The 23,285-nt window shown below is 50.9% G+C and carries 20 protein-coding genes; 4 read left to right on the top strand and 16 right to left on the bottom strand.

All coding sequences use genetic code 11. The features are described from left to right. Positions 1-7: 7 nt before the first annotated feature. The 6 genes from NL510_RS20105 to NL510_RS20080 form a co-directional block, all read right to left on the bottom strand. Entirely contained in the window at positions 8-1,651 is a 1,644-nt protein-coding gene (locus tag NL510_RS20105; protein ID WP_253379663.1) for a fimbrial adhesin EcpD family protein, read from the bottom strand. Positions 1,652-1,685: 34 nt separating this feature from the next. Then, positions 1,686-4,166, bottom strand: a complete 2,481-nt coding sequence (locus tag NL510_RS20100; RefSeq protein WP_253379661.1) for a CS1-pili formation C-terminal domain-containing protein — start codon at positions 4,164-4,166, stop codon at positions 1,686-1,688. Between the two features lie 8 nt (positions 4,167-4,174). After that, positions 4,175-4,825, bottom strand: coding sequence for an EcpB family pilus assembly chaperone (locus NL510_RS20095; RefSeq protein ID WP_253385034.1), 651 nt, complete (start codon positions 4,823-4,825; stop codon positions 4,175-4,177). 108 nt (positions 4,826-4,933) lie between these two features. Continuing rightward, on the bottom strand, positions 4,934-5,521 hold the full coding sequence (gene ecpA / locus NL510_RS20090) for a common pilus major fimbrillin subunit EcpA (RefSeq protein WP_253379659.1): 588 nt from the start codon (positions 5,519-5,521) through the stop codon (positions 4,934-4,936). 880 nt (positions 5,522-6,401) lie between these two features. Then, positions 6,402-7,355 (bottom strand): GTPase, encoded by a 954-nt coding sequence (gene yjiA, locus NL510_RS20085; protein ID WP_253379657.1) that lies wholly within the window; start codon positions 7,353-7,355, stop codon positions 6,402-6,404. Positions 7,356-7,476: 121 nt separating this feature from the next. Further along, the gene (locus tag NL510_RS20080; RefSeq protein ID WP_253379655.1) at positions 7,477-9,630 is read right to left on the bottom strand and encodes a carbon starvation CstA family protein; all 2,154 of its coding nucleotides are present in this window, start codon (positions 9,628-9,630) and stop codon (positions 7,477-7,479) included. A 497-nt stretch (positions 9,631-10,127) separates the two neighbouring features. Between NL510_RS20080 and tsr the strand changes: the two genes are divergently transcribed. Next, positions 10,128-11,792 carry a methyl-accepting chemotaxis protein gene (tsr, locus tag NL510_RS20075; RefSeq protein ID WP_253379653.1) on the top strand — a complete coding sequence of 555 codons (1,665 nt, stop codon included), beginning with the start codon at positions 10,128-10,130 and terminating at the stop codon, positions 11,790-11,792. A gap of 71 nt (positions 11,793-11,863) precedes the next feature. Here tsr and opgB read toward each other — a convergent pair whose 3' ends face one another. The 9 genes from opgB to NL510_RS20030 form a co-directional block, all read right to left on the bottom strand. Then, positions 11,864-14,155, bottom strand: a complete 2,292-nt coding sequence (gene opgB, locus NL510_RS20070) for a phosphatidylglycerol--membrane-oligosaccharide glycerophosphotransferase (protein WP_253379651.1) — start codon at positions 14,153-14,155, stop codon at positions 11,864-11,866. A 269-nt stretch (positions 14,156-14,424) separates the two neighbouring features. After that, a complete protein-coding gene (locus NL510_RS20065; protein WP_253379642.1) occupies positions 14,425-14,907 on the bottom strand; it encodes a YjjA family protein in 483 nt (160 codons plus the stop codon). Positions 14,908-14,990: 83 nt separating this feature from the next. Continuing rightward, positions 14,991-15,728, bottom strand: a complete 738-nt coding sequence (dnaC, locus tag NL510_RS20060; protein WP_253379641.1) for a replicative helicase loader DnaC — start codon at positions 15,726-15,728, stop codon at positions 14,991-14,993. Then, on the bottom strand, positions 15,725-16,270 hold the full coding sequence (gene dnaT, locus NL510_RS20055; RefSeq protein ID WP_253379639.1) for a primosomal protein DnaT: 546 nt from the start codon (positions 16,268-16,270) through the stop codon (positions 15,725-15,727). Before dnaT ends, dnaC begins: the two co-directional genes overlap by 4 nt. Before the next feature lie 148 nt (positions 16,271-16,418). Then, positions 16,419-16,847 (bottom strand): organic hydroperoxide resistance protein, encoded by a 429-nt coding sequence (locus NL510_RS20050; protein ID WP_253379636.1) that lies wholly within the window; start codon positions 16,845-16,847, stop codon positions 16,419-16,421. Between the two features lie 82 nt (positions 16,848-16,929). After that, on the bottom strand, positions 16,930-17,382 hold the full coding sequence (locus NL510_RS20045) for a MarR family winged helix-turn-helix transcriptional regulator (RefSeq protein WP_253379634.1): 453 nt from the start codon (positions 17,380-17,382) through the stop codon (positions 16,930-16,932). A 41-nt stretch (positions 17,383-17,423) separates the two neighbouring features. Further along, on the bottom strand, positions 17,424-18,065 hold the full coding sequence (locus NL510_RS20040) for a TetR family transcriptional regulator (RefSeq protein ID WP_253379632.1): 642 nt from the start codon (positions 18,063-18,065) through the stop codon (positions 17,424-17,426). Between the two features lie 66 nt (positions 18,066-18,131). Then, positions 18,132-18,605 carry a threonine/serine exporter gene (locus NL510_RS20035; RefSeq protein WP_253379630.1) on the bottom strand — a complete coding sequence of 158 codons (474 nt, stop codon included), beginning with the start codon at positions 18,603-18,605 and terminating at the stop codon, positions 18,132-18,134. Next, positions 18,596-19,372 carry a threonine/serine exporter family protein gene (locus tag NL510_RS20030; RefSeq protein WP_253379628.1) on the bottom strand — a complete coding sequence of 259 codons (777 nt, stop codon included), beginning with the start codon at positions 19,370-19,372 and terminating at the stop codon, positions 18,596-18,598. The genes NL510_RS20035 and NL510_RS20030 overlap by 10 nt, the downstream gene beginning before the upstream one ends. Before the next feature lie 353 nt (positions 19,373-19,725). Between NL510_RS20030 and NL510_RS20025 the strand changes: the two genes are divergently transcribed. Beyond that, positions 19,726-20,463, top strand: a complete 738-nt coding sequence (locus NL510_RS20025; RefSeq protein ID WP_253379626.1) for a helix-turn-helix transcriptional regulator — start codon at positions 19,726-19,728, stop codon at positions 20,461-20,463. After that, positions 20,460-21,101: a DNA-binding transcriptional activator BglJ gene (gene bglJ / locus NL510_RS20020; protein WP_253385032.1), complete on the top strand. Its 642-nt coding sequence runs from the start codon at positions 20,460-20,462 to the stop codon at positions 21,099-21,101. The genes NL510_RS20025 and bglJ overlap by 4 nt, the downstream gene beginning before the upstream one ends. Before the next feature lie 37 nt (positions 21,102-21,138). Here bglJ and NL510_RS20015 read toward each other — a convergent pair whose 3' ends face one another. Further along, complete coding sequence (locus NL510_RS20015; RefSeq protein WP_253379624.1) at positions 21,139-21,597, bottom strand: YbaK/EbsC family protein; 459 nt, start codon at positions 21,595-21,597, stop codon at positions 21,139-21,141. A 328-nt stretch (positions 21,598-21,925) separates the two neighbouring features. Here NL510_RS20015 and NL510_RS20010 point away from each other — a divergent pair, with 328 nt between their 5' ends. Beyond that, positions 21,926-23,272, top strand: coding sequence for a PTS sugar transporter subunit IIC (locus NL510_RS20010; protein WP_253379622.1), 1,347 nt, complete (start codon positions 21,926-21,928; stop codon positions 23,270-23,272). Positions 23,273-23,285: the final 13 nt, after the last annotated feature.

Below are 23,285 nucleotides of genomic sequence, written 5' to 3'. Positions count from 1 at the left end.
GCTTATCCTAACGGTTAACGCCAATCCAGGTCGCCTCAACCTTGATTTCGCCACTTGCACTGACTGTACCCATCCAGGTGTCACCCTCAAGTGTATAGTCAGAACGTGAATTATTCATCGGGAAAAGGAGCTTAAGGTTGGTGGTAAAAAAGTAGCCTTTATCCGTAGACGCATCCCAGGCCGTCTGTGTCCAGAGTGCGCCAGTTAAATCTACAGGCTCGTCTGCACAGCTATTGCGCTCCTTTATGGTCGCGCCAGTCTGCGAGGTATACGAAAGATATGCCGGAATCGGGACTTTAAATGTGTTATCCGGAGAACTAAAAAGGCAGTACGGCACAGAATCTATTGTTACTGAATTTCCGGTGACCTGAGCGGTAATACTGTCTGCCTGCCGTTCCGCAGACGTTGTCACCGTATATTCAAGCTCAATGGGCTGCTGACTGCCTATTTCCCCTGAGCCTTTTGGATGGGCTTGACCGTCGCTTGAGGCAATACTAATACCGTATTCTTTCGGTAAGATACTTAGCGAACTTGATGCTGTAAACTGATAATATCCTGATAAGGGAACGACCGCGTTATAAAAATTAAAGGTAAAGATTGAGTCATTATTAGTAATGGAAATACCTCTGTCCACGAGGTTCTTCAAAAATGTGTTCGACAGAAAAACATAAACATAACCATCACCAGCCTCTTTGAAGATGTTACTGTAAGCGGTACGTAAGCTATAGTTGTACCATGTTGCACCATCTCCGCTATATCTAATCGTACTGGCAGCAGGGCTGAAACCTAATGTGCCAGTATCGATGACCATACTGAAAAACAGGTTAGAAGTGATATTTGCTGAACGCTGGTAGTTATAAGAGACCATGCGGCATGTAATACCGTTGACATTATTAACGATAGCGATATTACAGTGCTCAGAGTTTAACGTGGTACTTGGCGTACCGTCGCTGGCGACCCATACCTCGGCAAGAGCGTTAGTGCTATAAAGTTTTAGATGGCCGACCTTAGTCAAGGTCATATTGACTGCACGCCACGCTACATTTGTGGTTAGGTCTTTACATCTCACCCCTGAAGCGTAGTCATAATTTGTGGTGGTTACACAAACATTCAGAACGTACGCGTCGTTTGCACCGACAGGACGTGAAGCAAAGTACTGATATGCTGAATCAGTCAGAGAGCCATAGGCAAAACTCCCGTTGTTTTCATTATTGCCTCCAAGCGTGTGATAAATACCATTGGCGTCAATAACATCTGCCGCTAAATATCCTGATGCGGGGCAGTTGGCACCATCTGTGATACAGCGAAGCCCTCGAAATGGCCTATTTATCGGAGAGTTATCTATCCAGATATCAAAATATCTATTAGGCTGATTCCATTGATGTCCCATAAAGCCCAGGCTGGTCTGGTTAGTATTGAATTTTGTCCATGTATTTGCTCCGGTAAAACGCGGGCTGAAGGTATTAGGTGTAATAAGATAGTCACCATCTACTTCATTTTCAATTAAAACATACGTATTGTTGCCATCGTTAACTGTCGATGGCGTGGCAGCAAATATTATTGAGGAATAAAATAATAAAACCAACAAAGTCAGCGCTGGTAGGCCATAGCCTAACCCTCTCAGGCCTGAATGTTTAAAAATATTTTTCATTAAATTGCCCCTTATATCCCGGTCATTTTTATACTTATGATTTCTGGCAGTATATATCACCAAGCCAAACAGCCCCGCGGGCTTTATGCAGATCCAGACTGGCTTCACACACTTCATTGTTTTTATTAAGAATGGCGATGACCGGATAGCGTTTGTCTATGTCCATAGAAAACTCGCCATATTCATCCGTTTGCGCTCGTCCGATATGATTTTTGATTTCTATCCCTGCCAGGGCATCACCGCCAGCAGGCTTTATTCGACCAAATACCGTAACAAGCTGCTTCACTTCAGGCTCGATAATACCAATATTTCCTGGGTAGAGGACATGATGGCTTTGACGTCCGCTGACCACAGACACGCTTTCTTCAGATTTTTTATCGTTCATCAGTTCGACTTTATACTCTGCATAAGGCGGCAAATTAATATAGTTTCTTTTCCCGCTGAGTGGATAGTTGCGTCCATTAATGTTAGCCAGCATGGCACCGTCATCTGCCAGATCGGTTTTAATCATGATCCCTGAATGTTGTGATCCTTTACCCATCGCCATGCTGTTTTTGGCCCAACCAACGCTTCCCTGGGTGCTCATATTGAATGTGGAAGTATTGTCTGAGGTGTGGGTCACAGAGGCGTTCCCGGTGTTGTATTTTGTGTCAAAGGCAAGGTATCCGTTGGCCGAATGTTCATTGTCTCGCCCGGAAGTGTCTTTTTCCTTTATTCTTTTCGACACAGATCCGCCTACCTGAGTAATGGCGCTATCATTCAGGCTTTTACGAATAGTGGCGTTGGCGAGCATGTTCCCATTTTCACTTGAGACACCCGCGCTGAACCACGTCGTGAGCGGTATCGAAACATTAATATTGACATATTTGTCGCGAGAAGTGTTTCGATCGTTGTAAGTATAGTTTTGAATGCCTGTCCGCAGAGAAACCGAGGCATGCCGGTTGGAAAAAAGCGACTGGCTATAGTCCATATTGGTGAATCTGTTACCTGCATAACGATCGTGCGTATTGCTCACGGTCAACGTCCCCAGCCAGGGCGACAATTTGTTTAAATTAGCCGTTGCCCCGAAAGAGAGGGCATCGCTTTTTTGCATATCAAGTCGATTACCGATCGCGCTTTTTTCCTGTGTTGTCCATAGACTGCCATATCCCTGGGGCAAATTGAGATTCAGGGTCGAAATACTCCGCCAGGTACTGTCGCTGGCCATGAGTACTTGCTGATTAGCGGTGAGCGCATCGCTGAAGATAACGTTGGCTTCAGTTTCGTTTACGCCATTGTTATCAAACCCATATAAGGTGGATTTTACATTCACCCCGGAAAACCAGGGTTGTGTAGTGGCTGCCGCCACGCCGGAAATCCAGGTCTCTTTTTTACGTTCACTGCTGTTGGGTTGGACATACATCCTGTTCATTTCAAGCGCGCCGCCAAAAACCTGCCATGAAACTTCCCCGGTTACGCTGGATTTTCGGGAAAACGTTTTATTGATTTGGGCGCTACGACTGCTGACCGTACGACCATTAACCACAATCTGAATATCGACGTTATACACGCCAAACGGCAGGCGGGCGGTGTCAATCTCATAGCTGCCCATTGGGAAGTTCTGAATGCTCAGCAGACGGTCATCGCGAAAGATATGCACCTCTCCAGCTGCGGGTAAGAACACGGTGATCGGAATTAAGGACAGGGTATTATCCTCAATCTGCGTACTGCTTCGGTTACCAAAGCTTGCACCATAAATCCGACTGGAATTTAAGGCGCTCATGCTTGCAATTGATTGCAGGTTCCAGGTATCCACCATCCCGAGCGCAAGCCGATGGCCGTCGCGATCTTTTTCATACATCGCGCGGTAGAGTTCACTGTTGCGGTGAGGTGTGCCAATACCATAAACCGAACCGTTTAGATTGATATGATGTTCGCGCCACGCTGCGGTATTATCGAGCGTGAGATAACTACTCGAACTCTCTGTGCTCTGTCGGCTTATATAATAGCTACCAAATGAGTAGTTCAGAACGTTGGTCACGCCCTCCACCGATGAGTTACTCAGCGTATTGGTACGAGGTATTATCGTTGGCGCTAACGCCTCCTCGGTGACATTCAGTTCAATGTAAAATGACTTTGATTCCAGCGAAAGAAATGCGTTTTTGGTCACGTCCAGCCGCGAGCCGTCGCCAAAATTTACGTCTTTCATCTCCATCAACTTTGCGCGCACGGCCTGCGATAACCCGGTTTGTTGCGGTTGATCCTCCAGGATGACCTGCTTTATTAGAAAGGCCCCGTCTTTGATACCCAGCACCACGTCGGCTATTTTTTGATCGCTACGTTCGCGTGACGTATCTCTGTCAAAGCGTATGAAAACAGGAACGTTCATCCCTTGGTTAAGTGCGTTGACAAAAACTGCCGGGATCACGTATTTATTGATACGAACTGACGCTGTTTGCGTTTCCGAAAGGGCATTTCCGGCTACGCTAATGAGCCCACCCGCAATGATAACCGTCGCGCGACTTAAATTTTTCATACCGCGTATTAATTTACATTGATGTATTTAGGTCCATGCCAGATCCCTATACGGGATTTGCTCTGGGTAAAATCAACATGCTGGAAATTGATGCTATCACCCGGCATCACATAGTAGCGTTCGCGGCATCCCTGGCCGGTATCTTTGTTTTTGTCTTTACAAGGTCCAAATGCAATAACGCGGAAAGAGCTATTTCCCGTATTCTCAACGCCGTTCCCTTTTTTTACAAAATCGAAACGTTCCTTGCGCGGGGAAACCACCAAAATGGTATTAATAATGGCCGACGTCATGGCCTGACCCTGTTTATTCGTCGTAGTGCCGTTATCATCGGTGACAGGTTCATCAGACCATGAAAGACGATAATAACGTTCTTTATCATCTGCGGGCCCATTATAAAAAACGCGGAAGTTTTCTTTAGAATTGCCCGGCATTATCATATTTGCTGGGGTAGAAAGCAGTTCTGATTTATTTTCCATCGGGATCACGACACCGCCTTCCATCGGTGACGATATTCTTTCTACCCTGAGACTCACAAGCCGTGCAGCATCCGTTGGATTACTGATTTCTTTGGCCAGGCTCGCTTCTGCCGGTAGCATAATAGAGGTCACTTCTCCCACATTTATCGCCAGCGACGGCAGGGAAGTGAATAACGTGGTCATAAATACGATGCTGCGATATGTATTTTTCACAAATAATCCTTAAAGGAGGCCGGAGCCTCCTTTTAAAATCAGCGTGTTGAGTTAATCAGATTCATGTTGTCAGGCAATTTAAGCTGTTTTGGCCCAGGTGGCGGTAAACTGCACCCGGACCTCTCCGTCCCAATAGCCGTCATCAAGCTCCTTAAAGGCAACAGGTTCCCCGCCGGCGGTCGCTGACTCAATGGAGAAATTAAAGGCCCCCTGAGTACTGGTGCGATCGGAGCCCGCATAGGCGGTACTCACGGCAAGCGCGTCAAGCCCAGCCGATACATTTTGGGATGTATCAATCATGGTAACCGGAGCCGTTTTGGTTAACGCCGTTCCGTTCCAGTCAACACCCACGCTCAGCGTTGAATCATCCGTGGTACGAGACAGGGTGTTGTTGACCAGTTGCGATGTTAGGGTGAAATCCGTTGCGCCGGATTGGCCCTGAATCGTGATATCAAATGCGCCAGACTGAGTATTAAAAGCCTCGGTCCCTTCTGCGTACTGGAAACTGAGCGACTTAAGCGGCGTTACAACCAGTGAGCTTTTCGTATCCTTCGTTGCACTTGCGTCCCAGCTTGCTGTAGCGGAAGCGGTCACATTAGCTAATGCGCCGAAACTGCAAAGCGAGATGGCTGCTGCGGTACAAACTCCAGTAATGCGCTTTGTCATTATTTTCTCCTCTATGATTCGCCTGTATTGAGGCGATTTATTACGTTAATTCTCAGGCAATAATTACGGCATGGTTTTATACATGCCGCGAAACAGGCCTATTTCCAGGCGTGCTGGTGACTATTTTTGGTCAGCAGATTCTGCAGTTAATTAATTAAATTAACTGGGATCCTGAAGACGTAAAAAGTCGACTTAAACGAGCGAAGACTGGACGTCCAAACTTGTGATAATATCTGGCCTTTGACGATTTCTTTGGTATTTTGTATAAATTGATTTAGATCAAATTTTGTTTGTTTAAGGTTTTCTCATGAAAGTGGAATAAGTCAATTATGCATAAACCTATTTTGATCGTCAATGTCGATCAAAAATGGATAATTAATTGGTGATATCAATTAAAGATATTCTACCGATCGGCAAGAATGATCACGCAGCGAAATATTTATTTACAACCATTTGAAATATATGAACTTACTGGCCTGCAAAATAATAAATTAAACATATTAGTAGACTTTCAGTTACAAAAATTAATTATATATTTTACATGTGCTGTTTTGGTTTTGTTTAATAACGGCGTGATTTGAGGAGATAAATGAAGCTTTCTTTGAGTTACTTTACGAACAGGAATTTATCGTGAATGGGATTTATTTCATTTTTTGCCCGCAGTGAATGTACGTCGGGCTTTTCATACTCTTTAAAGCAAGCAATTGACTGACCGAAGGAGGGGAATCGTTGCAGCCCGTTATAATGCAATAGTGCTGCAATGAAGGTGATTATTAGCAGAATATTCGATGAAGAAATTAACGCAGGTGGAGCACGGTTGCGGGCAGATAGTATGCGTTGGGATCCCTCAGCCCACAGGATGAGGGAAAGGGCTGCATCGCTATTTGCGTAACCCCGCAAAAGCCGCGCGGATCTTATCTTCCGGCAGCATCAGCCCAATAAACACCATCACGCTTCCCGGCGTTTCTTCGCCCCAGGGCCTGTCCCAGTCGGCGCTGTATAAACGCTGCACGCCCTGAAACAGCAGGCGATTAGGCTCGCCGTCGATCCATAGCATCCCTTTATAGCGCAGCAGCTTATCGGCATGGGCGAGCAGGAGATTTTCCATCACCCGCGAGACGTCGCTAATATCTACCGGATAATCCAGTTCGACCACGACAGAGGTGACGTCGTTTTGCTTGTCCGCCATAAAGTGAAAACGTGGTTTCGACGTGACGTTCTCTTCCAGCATAAAGCCGTTGGTGTTGAACAACACGGAGAGGTCGATATCGCCGTGCGTCACGGTGTAAATCGGCGCACGTGAGTTTATACGCGTCAGACGTTCACGCAGTTTTTCACTCTCACCCGCCACGTCGGTTTTGGTGAGCAGGATGCGATCGGCGTAGCCGACCTGCGACTGGGCAAGGGTGAACTGGCTCATTTGATCGTCAGCGTGTACCGCATCGACCAGCGCAATCACGCCGTCCAGCAGGTAGCGCTGACAGAGGATTTGATGGGAGAAAAAGGTCTGAATAATCGGACCGGGATCTGCCATGCCAGTGCATTCAATCACCAGACGATCAAAGGCGATCTCACCGCGATCGCGGCAGTCGAGCAGATCGAGCAGGGCGTCTTCTAGTTCGTTAGAGCGGGTGCAACAGATGCACCCGTTCGTCAGGGTTTTGATCTGCGTAGCGCGGTCGCCAATCAATCGATCGTCTACTGAGACTTCGCCAAATTCGTTCTCAATTACGGCAATTTTGAAACCGTGCTGCGCGTTGAGAATGTGGCGCAGCAGGGTGGTTTTGCCAGCGCCGAGAAAACCGGTCAGCAGGGTGACGGCAATCGGTGTCATGATTTCTCCTATAGCAGCATTATCGCCGTATTTATTTGTTTCGCTTACGTTACCAAATATCAGGCCATCCAGACAGGAAAGCCCCTCACCCTAAAACCTGGGGTGAGGGGGTGTTTGTGGATTAATGATGTGATGAGGTCTTCACGCCGCCTTCCGGAACTGGTACGAACGAGGTTTCTTTGTCCGTACGGCCGTCGGCATTACGCACATTCATCCAGGTCTTGATGCCGTAGAAGATGATGCTGTAGACCACCACCAGGAACAGAATGCTCAGACCTGCGTTGGTGTAGTTGTTCACCACAATATGGTTCATGTTGGCGATCTGCTGGGCAGTCAGCTCCCCGCCGCCTGCGGCAATCTTCTCTTTGTACTGGTTAGCCATGTAAAAGAAACCTTCCAACTGCGGGTTGGCGCTAAACAGTTTCAGGCCAAGCGCCCAGGTGGTGCAGAGCAACAGCCACAGCGCAGGTACCACGGTCACCCAGATGTATTGGGTGCGTTTCATTTTCACCAGCACTACGGTGCCGAGCACCAGAGCAACCGCCGCCAGCATCTGGTTAGAGATACCGAACAGCGGCCACAGGCTCTTGACGCCGCCCAGTGGGTCGACAACGCCCTGATACAGCAGATAACCCCACAGGCCAACGCAGCCTGCCGTACCCAGTACGCCCGCGACCAGAGAGTCGGTTTTCTTCAGGAACGGGACAAAGTTACCCAGCAGATCCTGCAGCATGAAGCGGCCTGCACGCGTACCGGCGTCCAGCGCGGTGAGGATAAACAGGGCTTCAAACAGAATACCGAAGTGGTACCAGAAGCCCATGTCCGCCCACGGTAGCACTTTGTGGAACACATGCGCGATACCCACGGCCAGCGTCGGCGCGCCGCCTGCACGGTTCAGCACGGAAGGCTCGCCAATATCTTTCGCCGTTTGCATGATTTGCTCAGGGGAGATAACAAAGCCCCAGGCGCTTACGGTCGCTGCGGCGTGTGTGCTCGCCTCTTTCAACTGCGCCATGATCAGCGCCGCGTTGTCACCACCCATCTCATGCAGGTTTGGCATAGTAATGCCCAGCCCTGCCGGTGGGGTGTTCATCGCGAAATAGAGTCCCGGTTCAATAATGGACGCTGCCACCAGCGCCATGATTGCCACGAAGGACTCCATCAGCATCGCGCCGTAGCCGATCAGCCGTGCGTCTTTCTCGTTCGCCAGCAGCTTCGGGGTAGTGCCGGACGCAATCAGCGCGTGGAAGCCAGAGACCGCGCCACAGGCGATGGTAATGAACAAGAACGGGAACAGGGCGCCTTTCCACAGCGGGCCGGTACCGTCGATGTACTGGGTCACTGCTGGCATTTTCAGTTCCGGGTTAATCACCAGGATGCCGATCGCCAGACCAACGATGACGCCGATTTTCAGGAAGGTTGCCAGATAGTCACGCGGGGCCAAAATCAGCCATACCGGGAGCAGGGCGGAAACAAAGGCATAACCGATCAGTGCGAAGGTAATGGTGGTATCTTTGAAGGTCAGCGTCGGGCCCCAGTAAGGGTCGTGCGCAATTACGCCGCCGAAGTAAATAGACGCGACCAGCAGCACGATTCCGATGACCGACACTTCCCCCACCCGACCCGGGCGGATAAATCGCATGTAGATCCCCATGAACAGCGCAATCGGCACGGTTGAGCAGACGGTAAACACCCCCCACGGACTTTCGGCCAGCGCTTTCACTACGATTAACGCCAGCACCGCCAGGATGATGATCATAATCAGAAAGCAGCCGAAAAGGGCGATAGTACCCGGTACGCGTCCCATCTCTTCTTTAACCATCTCACCCAGAGACGCGCCGTTACGACGAGAAGAGATAAACAGCACCATAAAGTCTTGCACCGCGCCCGCCAGCACTACGCCTGCGAGCAGCCACAGGGTTCCTGGCAGGTAGCCCATTTGCGCGGCCAGTACCGGGCCGACCAGCGGGCCCGCACCGGCGATGGCGGCAAAGTGGTGGCCAAATAGCACGTAGCGGTTGGTGGGAACGTAGTTCAGGCCGTCATTGTTAATAACCGCCGGCGTGGCGCGCGTCGGGTCGAGTTTCATGACCTTCTGCGCAATGTATAAACTGTAGTAGCGGTAAGCCACAAGATAGACGGAAACAGACGCCACCACGATCCACAAGGCGCTAACGTGCTCGCCCCGGCGTAGTGCGACAACCGCCAGACAGAAAGCGCCGAGGATCCCGAGTATTGCCCAGGGTACGTGCTTCAGTAGTTTTTTAGTATCCATAATAGACCTGGTTTTTTATGTAAAGAAAAAAGGGTCGAGGTGCGTTGTGCGGGGGTATTGATTAATGCTGATGCGATCGTGCCAGAGAGTGACGCGTGTAAAGGAAGGTAAATGGGTGAGTGGTTGAAAGTGCGAGCTGAGCGGTCAAAGGCGGCGGTGAGTGGTCCAGGCTCGCCGCCAGTGGCTAATATTATGTGATTGAGATCACAGGGTTAACTCAGCGGCGTGTTCAGCAAGCCAGGATCGCGCCGGGTGAAGGGATGTGAAAGGCTGTTGCTGATAAATCATTTCACAAAAAGTTTGTATGGATGAATCACACGGTTTTTTCCTTATGAACTTTCTGGCAGATGCTGCGGTTTACCACTCTGTTTACTTTGGCATTTTTGCATCACCCTGCCCGGGGCCGGGGGTATAAACCCTACGCGCAATGTGATTTCCGTAAAGTTTTTCTTTTCCAGGCCGAAAATTATGTTATCCGTCTGAAGGAAAGAGAAAACATGTTAAACCGTATCAAGATCGTCACCAGCTTATTGCTGGTTTTAGCTATTTTTGGTCTTTTACAGCTCACTTCCGGGGGGCTTTTCTTTACTGCGCTTAAGCATGACAGAGAGAACTTCACCGTCCTGCAAACCATTCGCCAGCAACAATCTACGCTAAACGGCAGTTGGGTGGATCTGCTGCAAACCCGTAATACCCTTAACCGGGCGGGTATTCGCTACATGATGGATCAGAACAACATCGGCAGCGGCGCGACCGTTTCCGAGCTGATGCAAATTGCTGCCGCGTCGTTGAAACAGGCGGAAAAATACTGGGCTGACTACGAAGCCCTGCCACGCGATCCGCGTCAAAGCGATGCCGAGGCGGTGGAAATTAAACGTCACTACGATATCTATCACGGTGCGCTGGCGGAGCTGATTCAGCTTCTGGGCGCGGGAAAAATTAATGACTTCTTCGACCAACCCACCCAGAGCTATCAGGATGAGTTTGAGAAGCAGTATGTGAGCTACCTGGAGCAGAATGACAAGCTGTACGAGACGGCGGTTAACGACAGCAACAGCTCTTACAGCCAGGCTATCTGGGTGCTGATTAGCGTGCTGATTGCCGTGCTGGTAGTGATTGTCGGCGTCTGGCTGGGCATTAAGCAGGCGCTGATCTCTCCGCTGAACCGCCTGATTGACAGCATTCGTCATATCGCCAGCGGCGACCTGGTGAAACGCATTGATGTGGAGGGTTCTAACGAGATGGGGGAACTGGCGGACTCGCTGCGTCACATGCAGGGGGAACTGGTGCGTACCGTGGGTGACGTGCGTAATGGCGCCAACGCCATTTACAGCGGCGCGAGCGAAATCTCAATGGGGAACAACGATCTCTCTTCCCGTACAGAACAGCAGGCCGCTTCCCTGGAAGAGACCGCTGCCAGCATGGAACAGTTGACCGCGACCGTGAAGCAGAACGCCGAGAACGCCCGCCAGGCGAGCAACCTGGCGCTGAGCGCCTCTGAAACCGCGCAGAAAGGCGGCAAAGTGGTGGATAACGTGGTGCAAACCATGCGCGACATCGCGGGCAGTTCGCAAAAAATCGCTGATATCATCAGCGTCATCGATGGTATCGCCTTCCAGACCAACATCCTGGCACTGAACGCGGCGGTAGAAGCGGCGCGTGCGGGCGAGCAGGGACGCGGGTTTGCCGTTGTCGCAGGTGAGGTGCGTAATCTGGCGCAGCGCAGTGCCCAGGCGGCACGTGAAATTAAGAGCCTGATTGAAGATTCCGTGGGGCGTGTGGAACTTGGTTCGACTCTGGTAGAAAGCGCCGGCGAAACCATGGGTGAGATCGTTAATGCGGTCACCCGCGTAACCGACATCATGGGTGAAATCGCTTCCGCCTCTGACGAGCAGAGCCGCGGTATCGACCAGGTGGGCCTGGCGGTGGCTGAGATGGATCGCGTGACCCAGCAGAACGCCTCGCTGGTGGAAGAGTCAGCGGCTGCGGCCGCGGCGCTGGAAGAACAGGCAAGCCGTCTGACTCAGGCTGTTGCGGTGTTCCGCATTCAGCACGAGCAGGTAAAAGCGCGCGAGTATGCTTCGACAAAATCCGTTGCCGCCCCGGTAATGGCCCGTAACCCCGCACTCGCCGATGCAGGCGACAACTGGGAAACCTTCTAAACACGCCCGTTTGCCGGGGGCGGTTTCGCCAGACCCGGCAAACGGTTCAGGAGTTGTAAAGGCCCGCCGCGTTAACCTGCATCACTGACAATTTTGACTTCTACCATGCCGATCCCGAGCTGTCGCGGAGCGTGGCCGAGAATATTCCCTTCGTTGGTTGACTGCGGGGCGGGCGGCACAATCACCAGGGTATTGCTACGCAACGGATTGTCGAAATGCAGCGTGGTGGTGGTGACCTCTTTTTCGAGGGTCAGCGTCTGCTCGACATTCCCCACTCGCACCGGAATCGGTCGATTAGCGTTGGGGCCAAACGCCCTTGCCGTAATCACCAGATCGAACTTTTCCGGCAGAGGATGGGTGTATTCAATTTTCACCTCATTGCCCAGCTGTGCGTTCGACCAGCGTCCCCATGTCTCAGGGCGAGAGATGCCGCTAAACTGCTTCACCTCTTCCGGCGCGCCAGCCACGTTGAAGATAAAGCTGTCTGCTTTATAGCGAATGTCGTTATCGACGATTTTCAACATGTCCACGTTGCGCTGGTAGCGCGTGGTATCTATGACCGACTCTTTAAACGCGGTTTTCCCATTCCACTGCGCGGTGTCGACGTGCTGGACCGTTTGCTCTCCACCAAGTTGCCCCTGAGAAACACACCAGTCTGTCGACAGCGACAGCGGCTGTGACCAGAGCTGGCCCATTTTGTAGCATTTATCGATCCAGATAAAATTATCGCGCGGGGCAAAGTCGGCCAACTGGAAACGCAGCGGTGCCGAGTATTCACTTTCCGGCAGCGGTTCTACGCGCTTGTCGGACACGCGCAGCAGCAGCGGCAGGCGGAAATGGCTGCCCGAGAAGGCAATCATGCCTTTGTCCTGATCGATGGTGAAATCTTTAATCTCTTTCGGGAAGTTCCACAGGCGGATGATATCTGGCTTCCAGGCGAGGATTTTTTCCTTAATGTTGAGGAAGACTTCAGACAGAGATTGCCCCGACAACGTACTGCGGCCAAGGCCAATAAAGTTATCGCCGCCCAGAATATCCAGCACCGTGGCACCGTTATCCATAGCGTTTCGTTTAGTGGCGATCACCTCTTGTTGCGGCTTGTCACCGCGCAGGACGAAGAACAGATTGCTGCGATCCTGTTTGTTAAGTTCATCCCATGCGCTGTTTTTCATCGCCAGGTGGTCGGATGAAACGACGATCACCGTGTTCTTAAAATACGGCGAAGCTTTGATTTTCTCGATTAACGCGGCGATATGTTCCTGGCTGCAGCTTACGGCGCTAAAGGACTTATTGCTCTTACCATTGATGTCATAGCTTTTACGCTTACAGGTCCGCGAGATAAAACCGTCGGGATGATGGGTGTCCACGGTCAGGGCAAAGAGAGAGAATCGCTTACCGGCGCGGGATAATGCCTCGAACTTTTTCCAGGTCTCGTCCAGCACCGTATCATCGTAGAATCCCCAGTCGTTACGGTAGTCCGGATCGGCGACCGTGGTTTTTAACTCTTCTGAGCCGTAAAGGTGATCAAAACCGTGTGATTTCAGAAACACATCTTTACCGGCAAAGCGCAGGTTGGCTCCCTGCATAAAATAGTTCTCGTAGCCGGAGTTTTTAAGGATATCGCCAAGACAGATATTTTGCGGGAAAAAGCTCGACATGGACGCGGATGCGTTACCTTCAAACGGCGCAAACAGCGGGATGCCGCACTGCGAGGCGACCATTCCGGCGATGGTGTAATCGGTGCCGGGGAGCTGCATCGTGCGGCTAAAATCGATCCCTTCATCTTTAAGCGCTCCCAGTTCCGGGGTCAGGTTCGGGAACGTATCGCTATTAAAGTAGGTACGTTCCAGACTCTCGCCGTAGATATAGACCAGATTAAGCTTCGGATGAGCTATCTTTTTCGCCGGCTCTTTGTAATAGGCTAGAAAATCAGGATCGCCGTCACGGGACTGAGATTTCACCAGCTCGGTTATCTGATGGAACGCCGGGCTGGCATCCACGGAGGCCAGCGCCAGGAACAGCGCCAGCAGGCTGTAGCCGTGATGGTGCGGATGATGTCGACGCCGACGCAGCATCCAGGCGAGGGTGCCAAAAATGGTCGCCAGAGCAACAAGCACACCTAAACCCGGAAGTATGTACTTACTAACACCTGCGCCCGTCAGGCTATTGGTCAGGGTGTAGAGTACCGCATCGTTAATGCCGTCCCCGGTAAAGTAATCACTGGCGTATAAAGTGATGTTTAAAACAATAAAAATGCCGAGCACCACCAGGGTGGCAATGAACCACCAGGTATTACGACCGGCTTTCCAGGCGTAAACGCCGACGGAAGCCAGAAAGAGAAAGAGGGACATTAACTCTGACAACTGCCTATCCTCATGATGCCAGTATCGTAGATAGCTAACTGATTATTTTTGGGTGTTACAATGTAATAGTGATGTCGCTTAGCTGCAATTTTAGCGTCACGAAAGTGTGCTGTTGTTAGGATTTAGTTTATAAAATCGTTTTTTTTGAAGGTGGTCGCATCCTGACATACGGGCGTTCAGACGCTGGCAAGGGATTAAAATGCTCGTTTAACGCCGCGTTGTAAGACTAACGTAATAAACACGGCGTGTTGTGGCAGAAAATGGGGAAATCAGGAGAGGAAATTAACGCCTTGTTTCAGCACCAGATCGCAGGCTTTGGTTTTCACCTGTTTCGCCAGGGAGGAGTTACCGAGGGTGCTCAGGTCAAGCTGCTGGCCGTTTTGCGCATTAAGCAGGCCCTGAATACCGTCCATATAATTGGTGTCGGCCTTCTGCTGCTGGGTATCGAGGCCCAGTTTGCCCAGCACCTGGTCTTTTACGCTTTGCGCGTCGGTCACCGAAGCCAGTTTTTGCTTCGCGCAGTATTCCAGAACGCCTGCTGCATTGTTCATCGTCCCTGCGCTCAGGCTTTGGGAACTGTTGCCGAGCAGGCTGGTGAGAGACGAGAGCGACAGCCCGCCATCTGGATTGCTGCTCTCTTTGGTCAGCTCGTTAGCCGCGCTGGTCAGTGATTCCTGCCACGAAGCTGACTGTGCTGCGCCGGTGACTAACAATGCGCTTAACGCCGCGCCGGCAAGTAATTTTTTATTCATAATAGGGTACTCAAACAGGTCCGTTAGGGGCCAAAGTATCACCAGTATAGCCCTCGGGGCCACTGGCAAATTCTGGAAACATCCTAATACTCTTTGCCGGTGACGCGGCTGCGATAGCTTTCCCAGTCAAAAATGACGTACAGGCTGTTACCCAGCTTCATGCGATCCATTACGCGTTCGCCCAACAAACGGGTCATTTCGTCGATATTGTGGTTAGTCAGCATGCCGGTTGGGCGTTTAGATGATGAGCGACGATCCACTATCTGGTTGATGATCACTTTTTCATAACGTGATTCCGTCTGGACGCCTATTTCGTCAATTACCAGTAAATCGACGTTGCTCAGGTCATTAAGCAACTGCTCTTCGCTGACGTCGCGGTTACTGAATGTGTCTTTCATGGCGGACATGATATCGGCCACGGTGATGATTAAGACCGATTTTCCACGCAGGAGCAGTTCGTTGCAGATCGCCGCGGCGAGATGGTTTTTACCGGTCCCGGGTTTGCCGCTAAAGATGAAGCTGGCAATATTACCGTCGAATTCATCCACGTACTGGCGTGCGGCCATCAGGGCATGCATCTGCCCATTGGTCTCAATTTTGTAGTTATCAAAGGCGCAGTTCTGGTGCAGCGGACGAATACCCGAGCGGTTGAAGGTCCGCTGCATTTTCATCGCCCGGTTTTCACGGGCGAGGGCGGCAGCACGGATCTCGCCCTGCTCTTTTTGCCACGCCAGCAGCTCTTCACCTGTGGTAAAGGCAGGCTTAACGTTGGCAGGCATCATTTTTTGCAGACGTTTCATCAGGTCGCCGACGTTTTTCATTTTGCACCTCGGAATCCATTGGGGATCTGTTTATCCGGTTCTGAAAAAGCGTTGATATCGCGTTTGGGCTGGCCATTGTTGCTGGCGCGGTTGATTTGCATACTGCGGGCCAGCTTTTGTTGCCACTGCACATGGTGAAATACTTTCCCTTCAGCCTGCCAGTAAGCGGTAAATGCCGCCAGTTCTTCAGGCGTCACCGGCTGCGAAAGCGCAATACCCCATAGCGCCGCCTGGCGCTGAAAATCCGCGTCCGGTTGCCAGCCAGCGTACATCGCAAACTTCCCGAACGGGACTGCGACGGGGGCATTTTCCGGCTCGTCAAAGAACTGATTATCAAGGGTTATATCACTTGGCGGGCGCGACAGTCGCGCTTCGATATCCAAAAGCTGGGCCAGACGTTCCGGCGTAATTGCGTAAAACGCCGGAGCGTTATTGGCAAACACCGCGAGCGTACCGCTTTCGGCATTGGTCAGTACGCCGCGGGGATCGCGCATAAAGGCCTCAATGCCAGCAATGCTGGTGGTCAGAATTCTGGAGGACATAACACTTTCTCTACTGATGACTACGGGCGTGATATGGGCTTATGGTAGCACAGAGAAGGGGCGGGAAAGGAGGGGATTTCCCCGGTGGCGCTACGCTTCCAGAGGCGATAACCCCAGAGCTACTAAGCGTAACGCCATCAGGCAGTTATCAGGCAATAATGTTTAGCGTCACGTCGATATTACCGCGCGTTGCATTTGAGTACGGACAGACAATGTGCGCAGCATCGATCAGTTTTTTGGCTTCTGCCGGGTCCATGCCTTCTACGTGGATGTTAAGCTTCGCTTCGATACCAAAACCGGTTGGCAGTGGGCCAATGCCGACTTCACCTTCGATAAAGGCCTCTTTCGGCAGAGCGAATTTGTCACGCGCGGCGACAAACTTCATGGCGCCCAGGAAGCAGGCAGAGTAACCGGCAGCAAACAGCTGTTCCGGGTTAGTGGCTTCTCCGCCCATGCCGCCCATCTCTTTTGGCACACCCAGCTTAACGTCCAGGACGCCATCGGAAGAGGTCGCACGGCCGTCACGGCCTCCGGTTGCTTTGGCTTTGGCGGTATAGACAACGTTTTCTAAAGACATAACTAATTCCTCATCTCATTTTTGTGTGCTATTAAATAGTGTGCGATATATATGGGTAAATAAATACGCGTAAAGTACAGCTTTACGCGTGATGTAACTGGTGTCGCAAAAGCTCAAGCTGCTGCTTCAGCGCCAGCATCGTGTCGGTATCACATTGCGCCGCACAGCCTACCGCGTGAGGGATATTCTGGGCCTGTTGCTGAAGGGCGCGTCCCGCATCGCTAAGTGTGACAGCCACCTGACGCTCGTCCTGGCGCGATCGCTGGCGGTTTATCAGCCCCGCGATTTCCAGACGCTTCAACAGCGGCGTCAAGGTGGCAGAGTCAAGAAACAGCCGTTCGCCAATGTCCGACACCGTTATGTCATCCTGCTCCCACAGCACCAGCATCACCAGGTATTGCGGGTAGGTCAGGTTCAGCGGCGCCAGTAGTTGCCGGTACAGCTTATTAAGCGCCAGGTTTGCCGAGTAGAGGGCAAAACAGAGCTGGTTATCCAGCAGAAGCGCTGCGGTGGTGTCGGTCTTGTTTGCGTTCATGGGTTGAATATAAATAGTACACGATATAATTGCAAGCGATTTTATGGGCAGGTGTAACGAAGCGCCACCTGAACCGCCATTTTCCGGTAGTGCTGGCGCTGCGCCTGTTCATCCGCACCCTCTTCAAACAGCAACGTAAAGGTGTAGCTGTTGGCGACGTAATGAAAGCTGAAGCTGCTGATCAGTCTATGGAGATCGCGGGCATTCACCGTGTGGTTAAACAGCTGCTTTTCTTTTCCTCGCTGCAGGATCGCCTCGAGCAGTTCCAGGGCGCTGCGGTTGACCTGACGCAGATAGCTGGATTGCTGTATAAAGCGCCCGCGCTGCATATTTTCCATGCAGATAATGCGTATATAGTCCGGATGGTCGGCATGATAGTCAAAGGTGGCTTCCACCAGCTGCACCAGCGCTTCGACAGGCGGCATACCTGCAAGGCTTAGCGCTTTTTCACTGGCGCGAATTTGCGTGTAAACATACTCAAGCGCCAGAAGATACAGGTTCTCTTTGTTTTTAAAGTGATACACCACCATCCGTTTGGTCGTACCCGCTCTCTCCGCGATTTGTTCCATGCGGGCGCCGTTCAGCCCGTATTCGGCAAACAGTGCGATAGCGCTCTGAAAAATACTCTCTTTCAGGCTGGAGCCTTCATTGTGCTCGGGGAGTTCGCTGCCGGGGTTAGCCACATCCTTTCCTTATCGTCACCAAACGGAAGAGGGGATTATCCCTACGGCCGTGAAATAACACAAATATCAAACGCGTGGGCGTTTACGGTACAGCCACAGCCCCGGGATCGACAAACCAATCGACAGCGCCCCGACAATGGAAGACGCCTTAAGGAAGTTGCTCAGAAGAAGGATCATTTGCGGCTCGCTGTAGCCAAAGTGGCTAATCTTCACCGCTGAAATCATAGCCGTATAGGCTGAGATGCCCGGGAACATGGGGATTACGGCGGCGACGGTAAAGACCTTTGGATGCGCCAAATACCAGCGCGACCACTGAATGCCAATGCTGCCGACCAGCAGGGAGGCCATAAATGTCGACCATTCGATATTAAAACCGGCCGTCATCATGACCATCCGCGATCCGTGACCTACTGCTCCTAATAGCGCACACCACGGTAGCGCACGCTGGGGCACGTTGAACACCATGGCGAAACCGACGGCAGGGATGGCGGCCAGGAACATATCCTGCGCCAGTGCCAACAGAAAATCTATCACGCCCATCCGCGTAACCCCCATAGCGTCATGGCCATGACCACGCCAATACAGGTGGCGAGCGTTAATAAACTGGCAATCGCCCAGCGCGCGAGGCCAGTATTAATATGCCCTTTAAACATGTCGGCAACGGCATTAATTAACGGGAAGCCCGGCACCAGCAGGAGAACGCTGGCCGCCATGGCAACGGTCGACGTGTCGACGAACTGTGGCAGGCGCAGCAGCAGGCCTGAGACCGTGGTGGCAACAAACGCTGTGATGCAAAAGTTAATTTGCGGATGCAAATGTCTGAGCGTCAGCAACTGGCGAACAAACATGGCGATGCTGCTGGCGAAAAAGGTAATGACTGCGCCATCCCACCCGCCTTGATTGAGTTTACAAAAGCAAGCGCAGGATAGCCCCACCATCATGACAACCAGCCAGCGTGGGTAGCGTAACGGCTTAATGTGGTTGAAGCGTTTTTCGATTTCCCGCAGGTCGAGAAGCCTATGCTCAGCCAGAATGACGATATGCTGAACCTGGGTAACGACGTGCATATTAATCCCGCGGTCATGGTTTTTGCGCGTAGAGGTCAAGCACTGACCCTCTTTAATGGTGGTCAGCACGATGGCGTTTGAGGAGATAGCGCTTTCCACGCTATCCATACCCAGCGCCAGCCCCAGCCGTGTTGAAAGTTCTTCAACCAGGGCGCTTTCCGCGCCGTGCTGGAGAAGAAAAAGGCCGCATTGAATACACAGTCGCGTTGCCACACGCTGCATTGACCGATCTGCCTGCATGTATTGCCCTGAAGAGAAAATGGATAGCTTGCCTGACGGCACGGTATACCTACTTTTAGCACAGAGTACAGCCTCCTTTACGCTGGGTTAGATCAAGAATTATGCAGAGAGATGCAACCCGAATCGGAAAAAAAGAGGGGTTAATTATTTATACTGTGAATTTCTTAAATCTTAAATATAGAAAATATATATTTAGTTATTCTAACTTTATATTTTTATTAATCTAAGGCTGTTGCAATTAAATTTTATTGTTATTTGTGCGATATTAACACTTTCTTGGGCGATTATTAAATCTTAAAAAAACCTTTAGCGTTACGCTAAAACAGTAAAATGAAAATGGACACGGAGGGTCTATGTTGCCAGTAAATGGTAAACACGGAGTAATAATTAGCAGGATACCCGTTATGCAACACGGGTTAGGTAGTGTTATGACACGCCACTTACCTGAGTTCGAGGTAAGCTATTGCCGAACGCTGCAAGAGCTGACGTTGCTACAATTACGTTGCGCTGACGTTATTATTGCGGACGTTTCAGGTGATTATCAGAACCCCCGAGGCGCACTCGAAGAATATTACGACTTATTGAGCCAATATAAGAATATCCACTGGATTTTTTTAGTACCTCGTCCTCTTTATTCGATTGCCGTTGAACTACTGATGCGTCCTGAGAGCACGTTGCTCTCTGATATTGAATCTGTTGACGGCGTCATTGATGCAATACGTACTGGTCGTAATCTAACGGCACGGATCAGCCAGACATTATTGCAATCAGAGCCTCCAGTCTCTGAAGATGAAGACGCGTCATTTATCGTTCTCACTCACTCTGAACGTAAGGTCTTGCGTCTGCTGGGTAAAGGCTGGGGTATTAACCAAATAGCCACGTTGCTTAAGAAGAGTAACAAAACTATTAGCGCACAGAAAAACAGCGCCATGCGCCGGTTGTCACTGCGTACCAACGCTGATTTGTACGCCTGGATCAGCAGTGCTCAGGGAATGAGAGAGCTGAGTTTACTGTCAGCCTATGGAGAGTATGAGGAATGGAAAAGACCGCTTCAGCAGGACATATCGCCGTCATTGAAAACTGCACAATGAGTGCTGTAGGGCTACGGCATCTGTTTGCATTGCCCGCGTTTAGCCGTTATGAGTTGCATCTGTTTAGCGAGTTCAAGAGTTTTAAGGCAGCACTTCCCCACATCTCCTTTTTCTCAGTGATCTATTCACTTTCCGATGCGCGTGAGGAGCGCCGTAACTGTCTGGCATCCTTGCGGGATCTTGCCTTTACGCATTGTGATATCCAGCGCATTATTCTGGCGTCGGATGAAATGGAGGCGCGTTTGATTAGCCATCTGTCGCCTTCACGGCTGCATGGCATCATCAGTAAATCGGCATCGCTTGGCGATTTGCAGGAGGCGTTGATGGCCTTGCTAAAGGAAACGCGCCGAATAAATGACAATATGCTCAACCACTATTATATGAGCCATAACAGGATGTTAAGTCCAACGGAACGTGCCATATTGCGCTATATGTCCTGCGGGTATTCTATCCCTGAAATCGCGGCACGGCTTGAGCGCAATATTAAGACTATTCGGGCACATAAGTTCAATGCCATGGTTAAGCTGGGTGTCAATTCCGACGTCGGGTTGCTTGATGCTGCAGATATCCTTGCTCATCTTCCGGCAAGAGAAACGCGTGGTTCCGCTTTAAGTACCAGTACCCCGGGGTTCTTATAAGGCCTCTTTATGCGCCAGACCTTCGCTGGCGCCTTAATCAAATACAAACATCGACCCACTTTGCAAGGGTCAGCTCCGCCATCCGGTCAGGGGAGATGCGCACGGCACTGTGAATTGCACCGGCTGCAGGGAGCACTTCAGCATAGTTTTTTAAGGAAATATCACAGTAAACCGAAAGTGGGTTTTCCAGCCCGAAGGGGCAGACGCCACCAACAGGATGACCGGTAATGATGACAACTTCATCACTACTGAGCATCCGTGCTTTCGCGCCGAAGGTGTCTTTCAATTTTTTGTTATCCAGCCGCGCATCACCTTTCGCAACAACCAGAATCACTTCATTTTTTACCTTCAGCGACAGGGTTTTGGCGATTTGCCCAGGCTCCACGCGATGGGCTGCAGCGGCCAATGCTACGGTTGCGGTACTTTGAGCCAGTTCGATGACCTTAATATCCGGCGCGTTGTCGGCAAAAAACTGCTGTACAGACTGCAAACTCATTGTTTCCTCCTGGAAAATATCCTGCGTAATCTGTCATAAGAAATTATGCTCTGTAAATATCTCTTAAGTAACAAATATCCCACAGGCACGATTTCTGGATCGCCTTCACATTCACAGAAACCGGTTACAGTAACCGGTTGCAGAGCGTGAATGAGAGATTAATACTGATTACGTAACGACCCCTGTATCCAATAATAAGAGCAAAAAATGAAATCATTCCGTCTGAGCAGTACCGCTGGTCGTCCAGCCAGCAAGGTTGTGAAGCTGATGTATGGAACAGCGTATGGTGTCAAAACACCCGTAACGAACGTCTGACAGGAGATCTGCTATGTCTGCCAACCATGCTGCGTTTAATCTGATATTCCGGTTCGTTGAAAATTACGTCAGCCCCATTGCCGGGCGGATCTCATCCCAGCGCCACGTCATGGCTATCAGGGATGGTTTTATCTCAGCCATGCCATTCATGATTGTTGGTTCATTCTTGTTAGTGTTTGCGTATCCACCGTTCTCACCCGACACCACCTGGGGCTTTGCACGCGCCTGGCTGGATATGGCGAAGCAATTTGAAGGCCAGATCCTGACGCCGTTTGATATGACGATGGGAGTGATGTCTATTTATATTTGTGCGGCCATCGCCTATAACCTGGGCAAACACTATATGAAGTCACATCAGTTAGATCCCTTTATGTGTGCCATGCTGTCGCTGATGGCCTTTCTGCTGGTTGCGGCACCTAAAACGAAAGGGGCCTTGCCCGTAGATAGCCTGGGTGGGACGGGGATTTTTACCGCTATTCTGGTGGCAATCTACTGCGTGGAGATGATGCGTTTTCTGAAAGCGCACAACATTGGCATCCGTCTGCCCGACCAGGTGCCACCGATGATCAAAAATTCTTTTGATCTGTTGATCCCTGTGCTGGTGGTGGTACTGACGCTCTATCCGCTGAGCCTGCTGATTCAGTCTCAGTTTGGGATGCTGATCCCGCAGGCCATTATGTCGGTATTTAAACCCCTGGTTTCCGCTGCTGACTCCCTGCCTGCGATCCTGCTGGCGGTGCTGATTGGTCATTTGCTGTGGTTTGCGGGGATCCACGGAGCCGCCATTGTTTCCGGGATGCTGCAGATGTTCTGGTTAACTAACCTTAGCGCTAACCAGACTGCGCTGGCAGCCAGTCAGCCATTACCTCATATCTTTATGGAAGCCTTCTGGACGTTTTTCATCGTTATTGGCGGATCAGGGGCAACGATGGGGTTGGTGCTTTGCTATCTGCGTAGCCGTTCTGCTCACCTGCGTTCGATTGGGCGTTTGAGCGTCGTACCCAGTTTCTTTAATATTAACGAACCCGTTATCTTCGGTACGCCGATAGTGATGAACCCGGTGTTCTTTATTCCGTTCCTGCTGGCGCCAATGGTTAACGCCGTGCTGGCCTGGGGAGTCATGAAGTTAGACCTGATTGGTCGTGTTATCTCTGTGGTGCCGTGGACGGCGCCAGCACCTGTAGGTGCCGCATGGGCACTGGGCTGGGACTACCGTGCCGCGATTCTGGTGATTGTGCTGGCCTGCGTGTCGGCCATTATCTACTTCCCGTTCTTTAAAGTGTACGAGAAGCAGTTGCTGGAGCAGGAAGCAGAAGAAGCACTGCGCAATGCTGAAGAAGACAACCAGCAGGTTGCCTAGGTAAAAGCAAAAC

It is taken from the genome of unidentified bacterial endosymbiont (assembly GCF_918797525.1).
GTDB lineage: Bacteria > Pseudomonadota > Gammaproteobacteria > Enterobacterales > Enterobacteriaceae > Enterobacter.
Note: the sequence above shows the minus strand (reverse complement) of the source record. Positions and strands in the feature narration are given on the sequence as shown.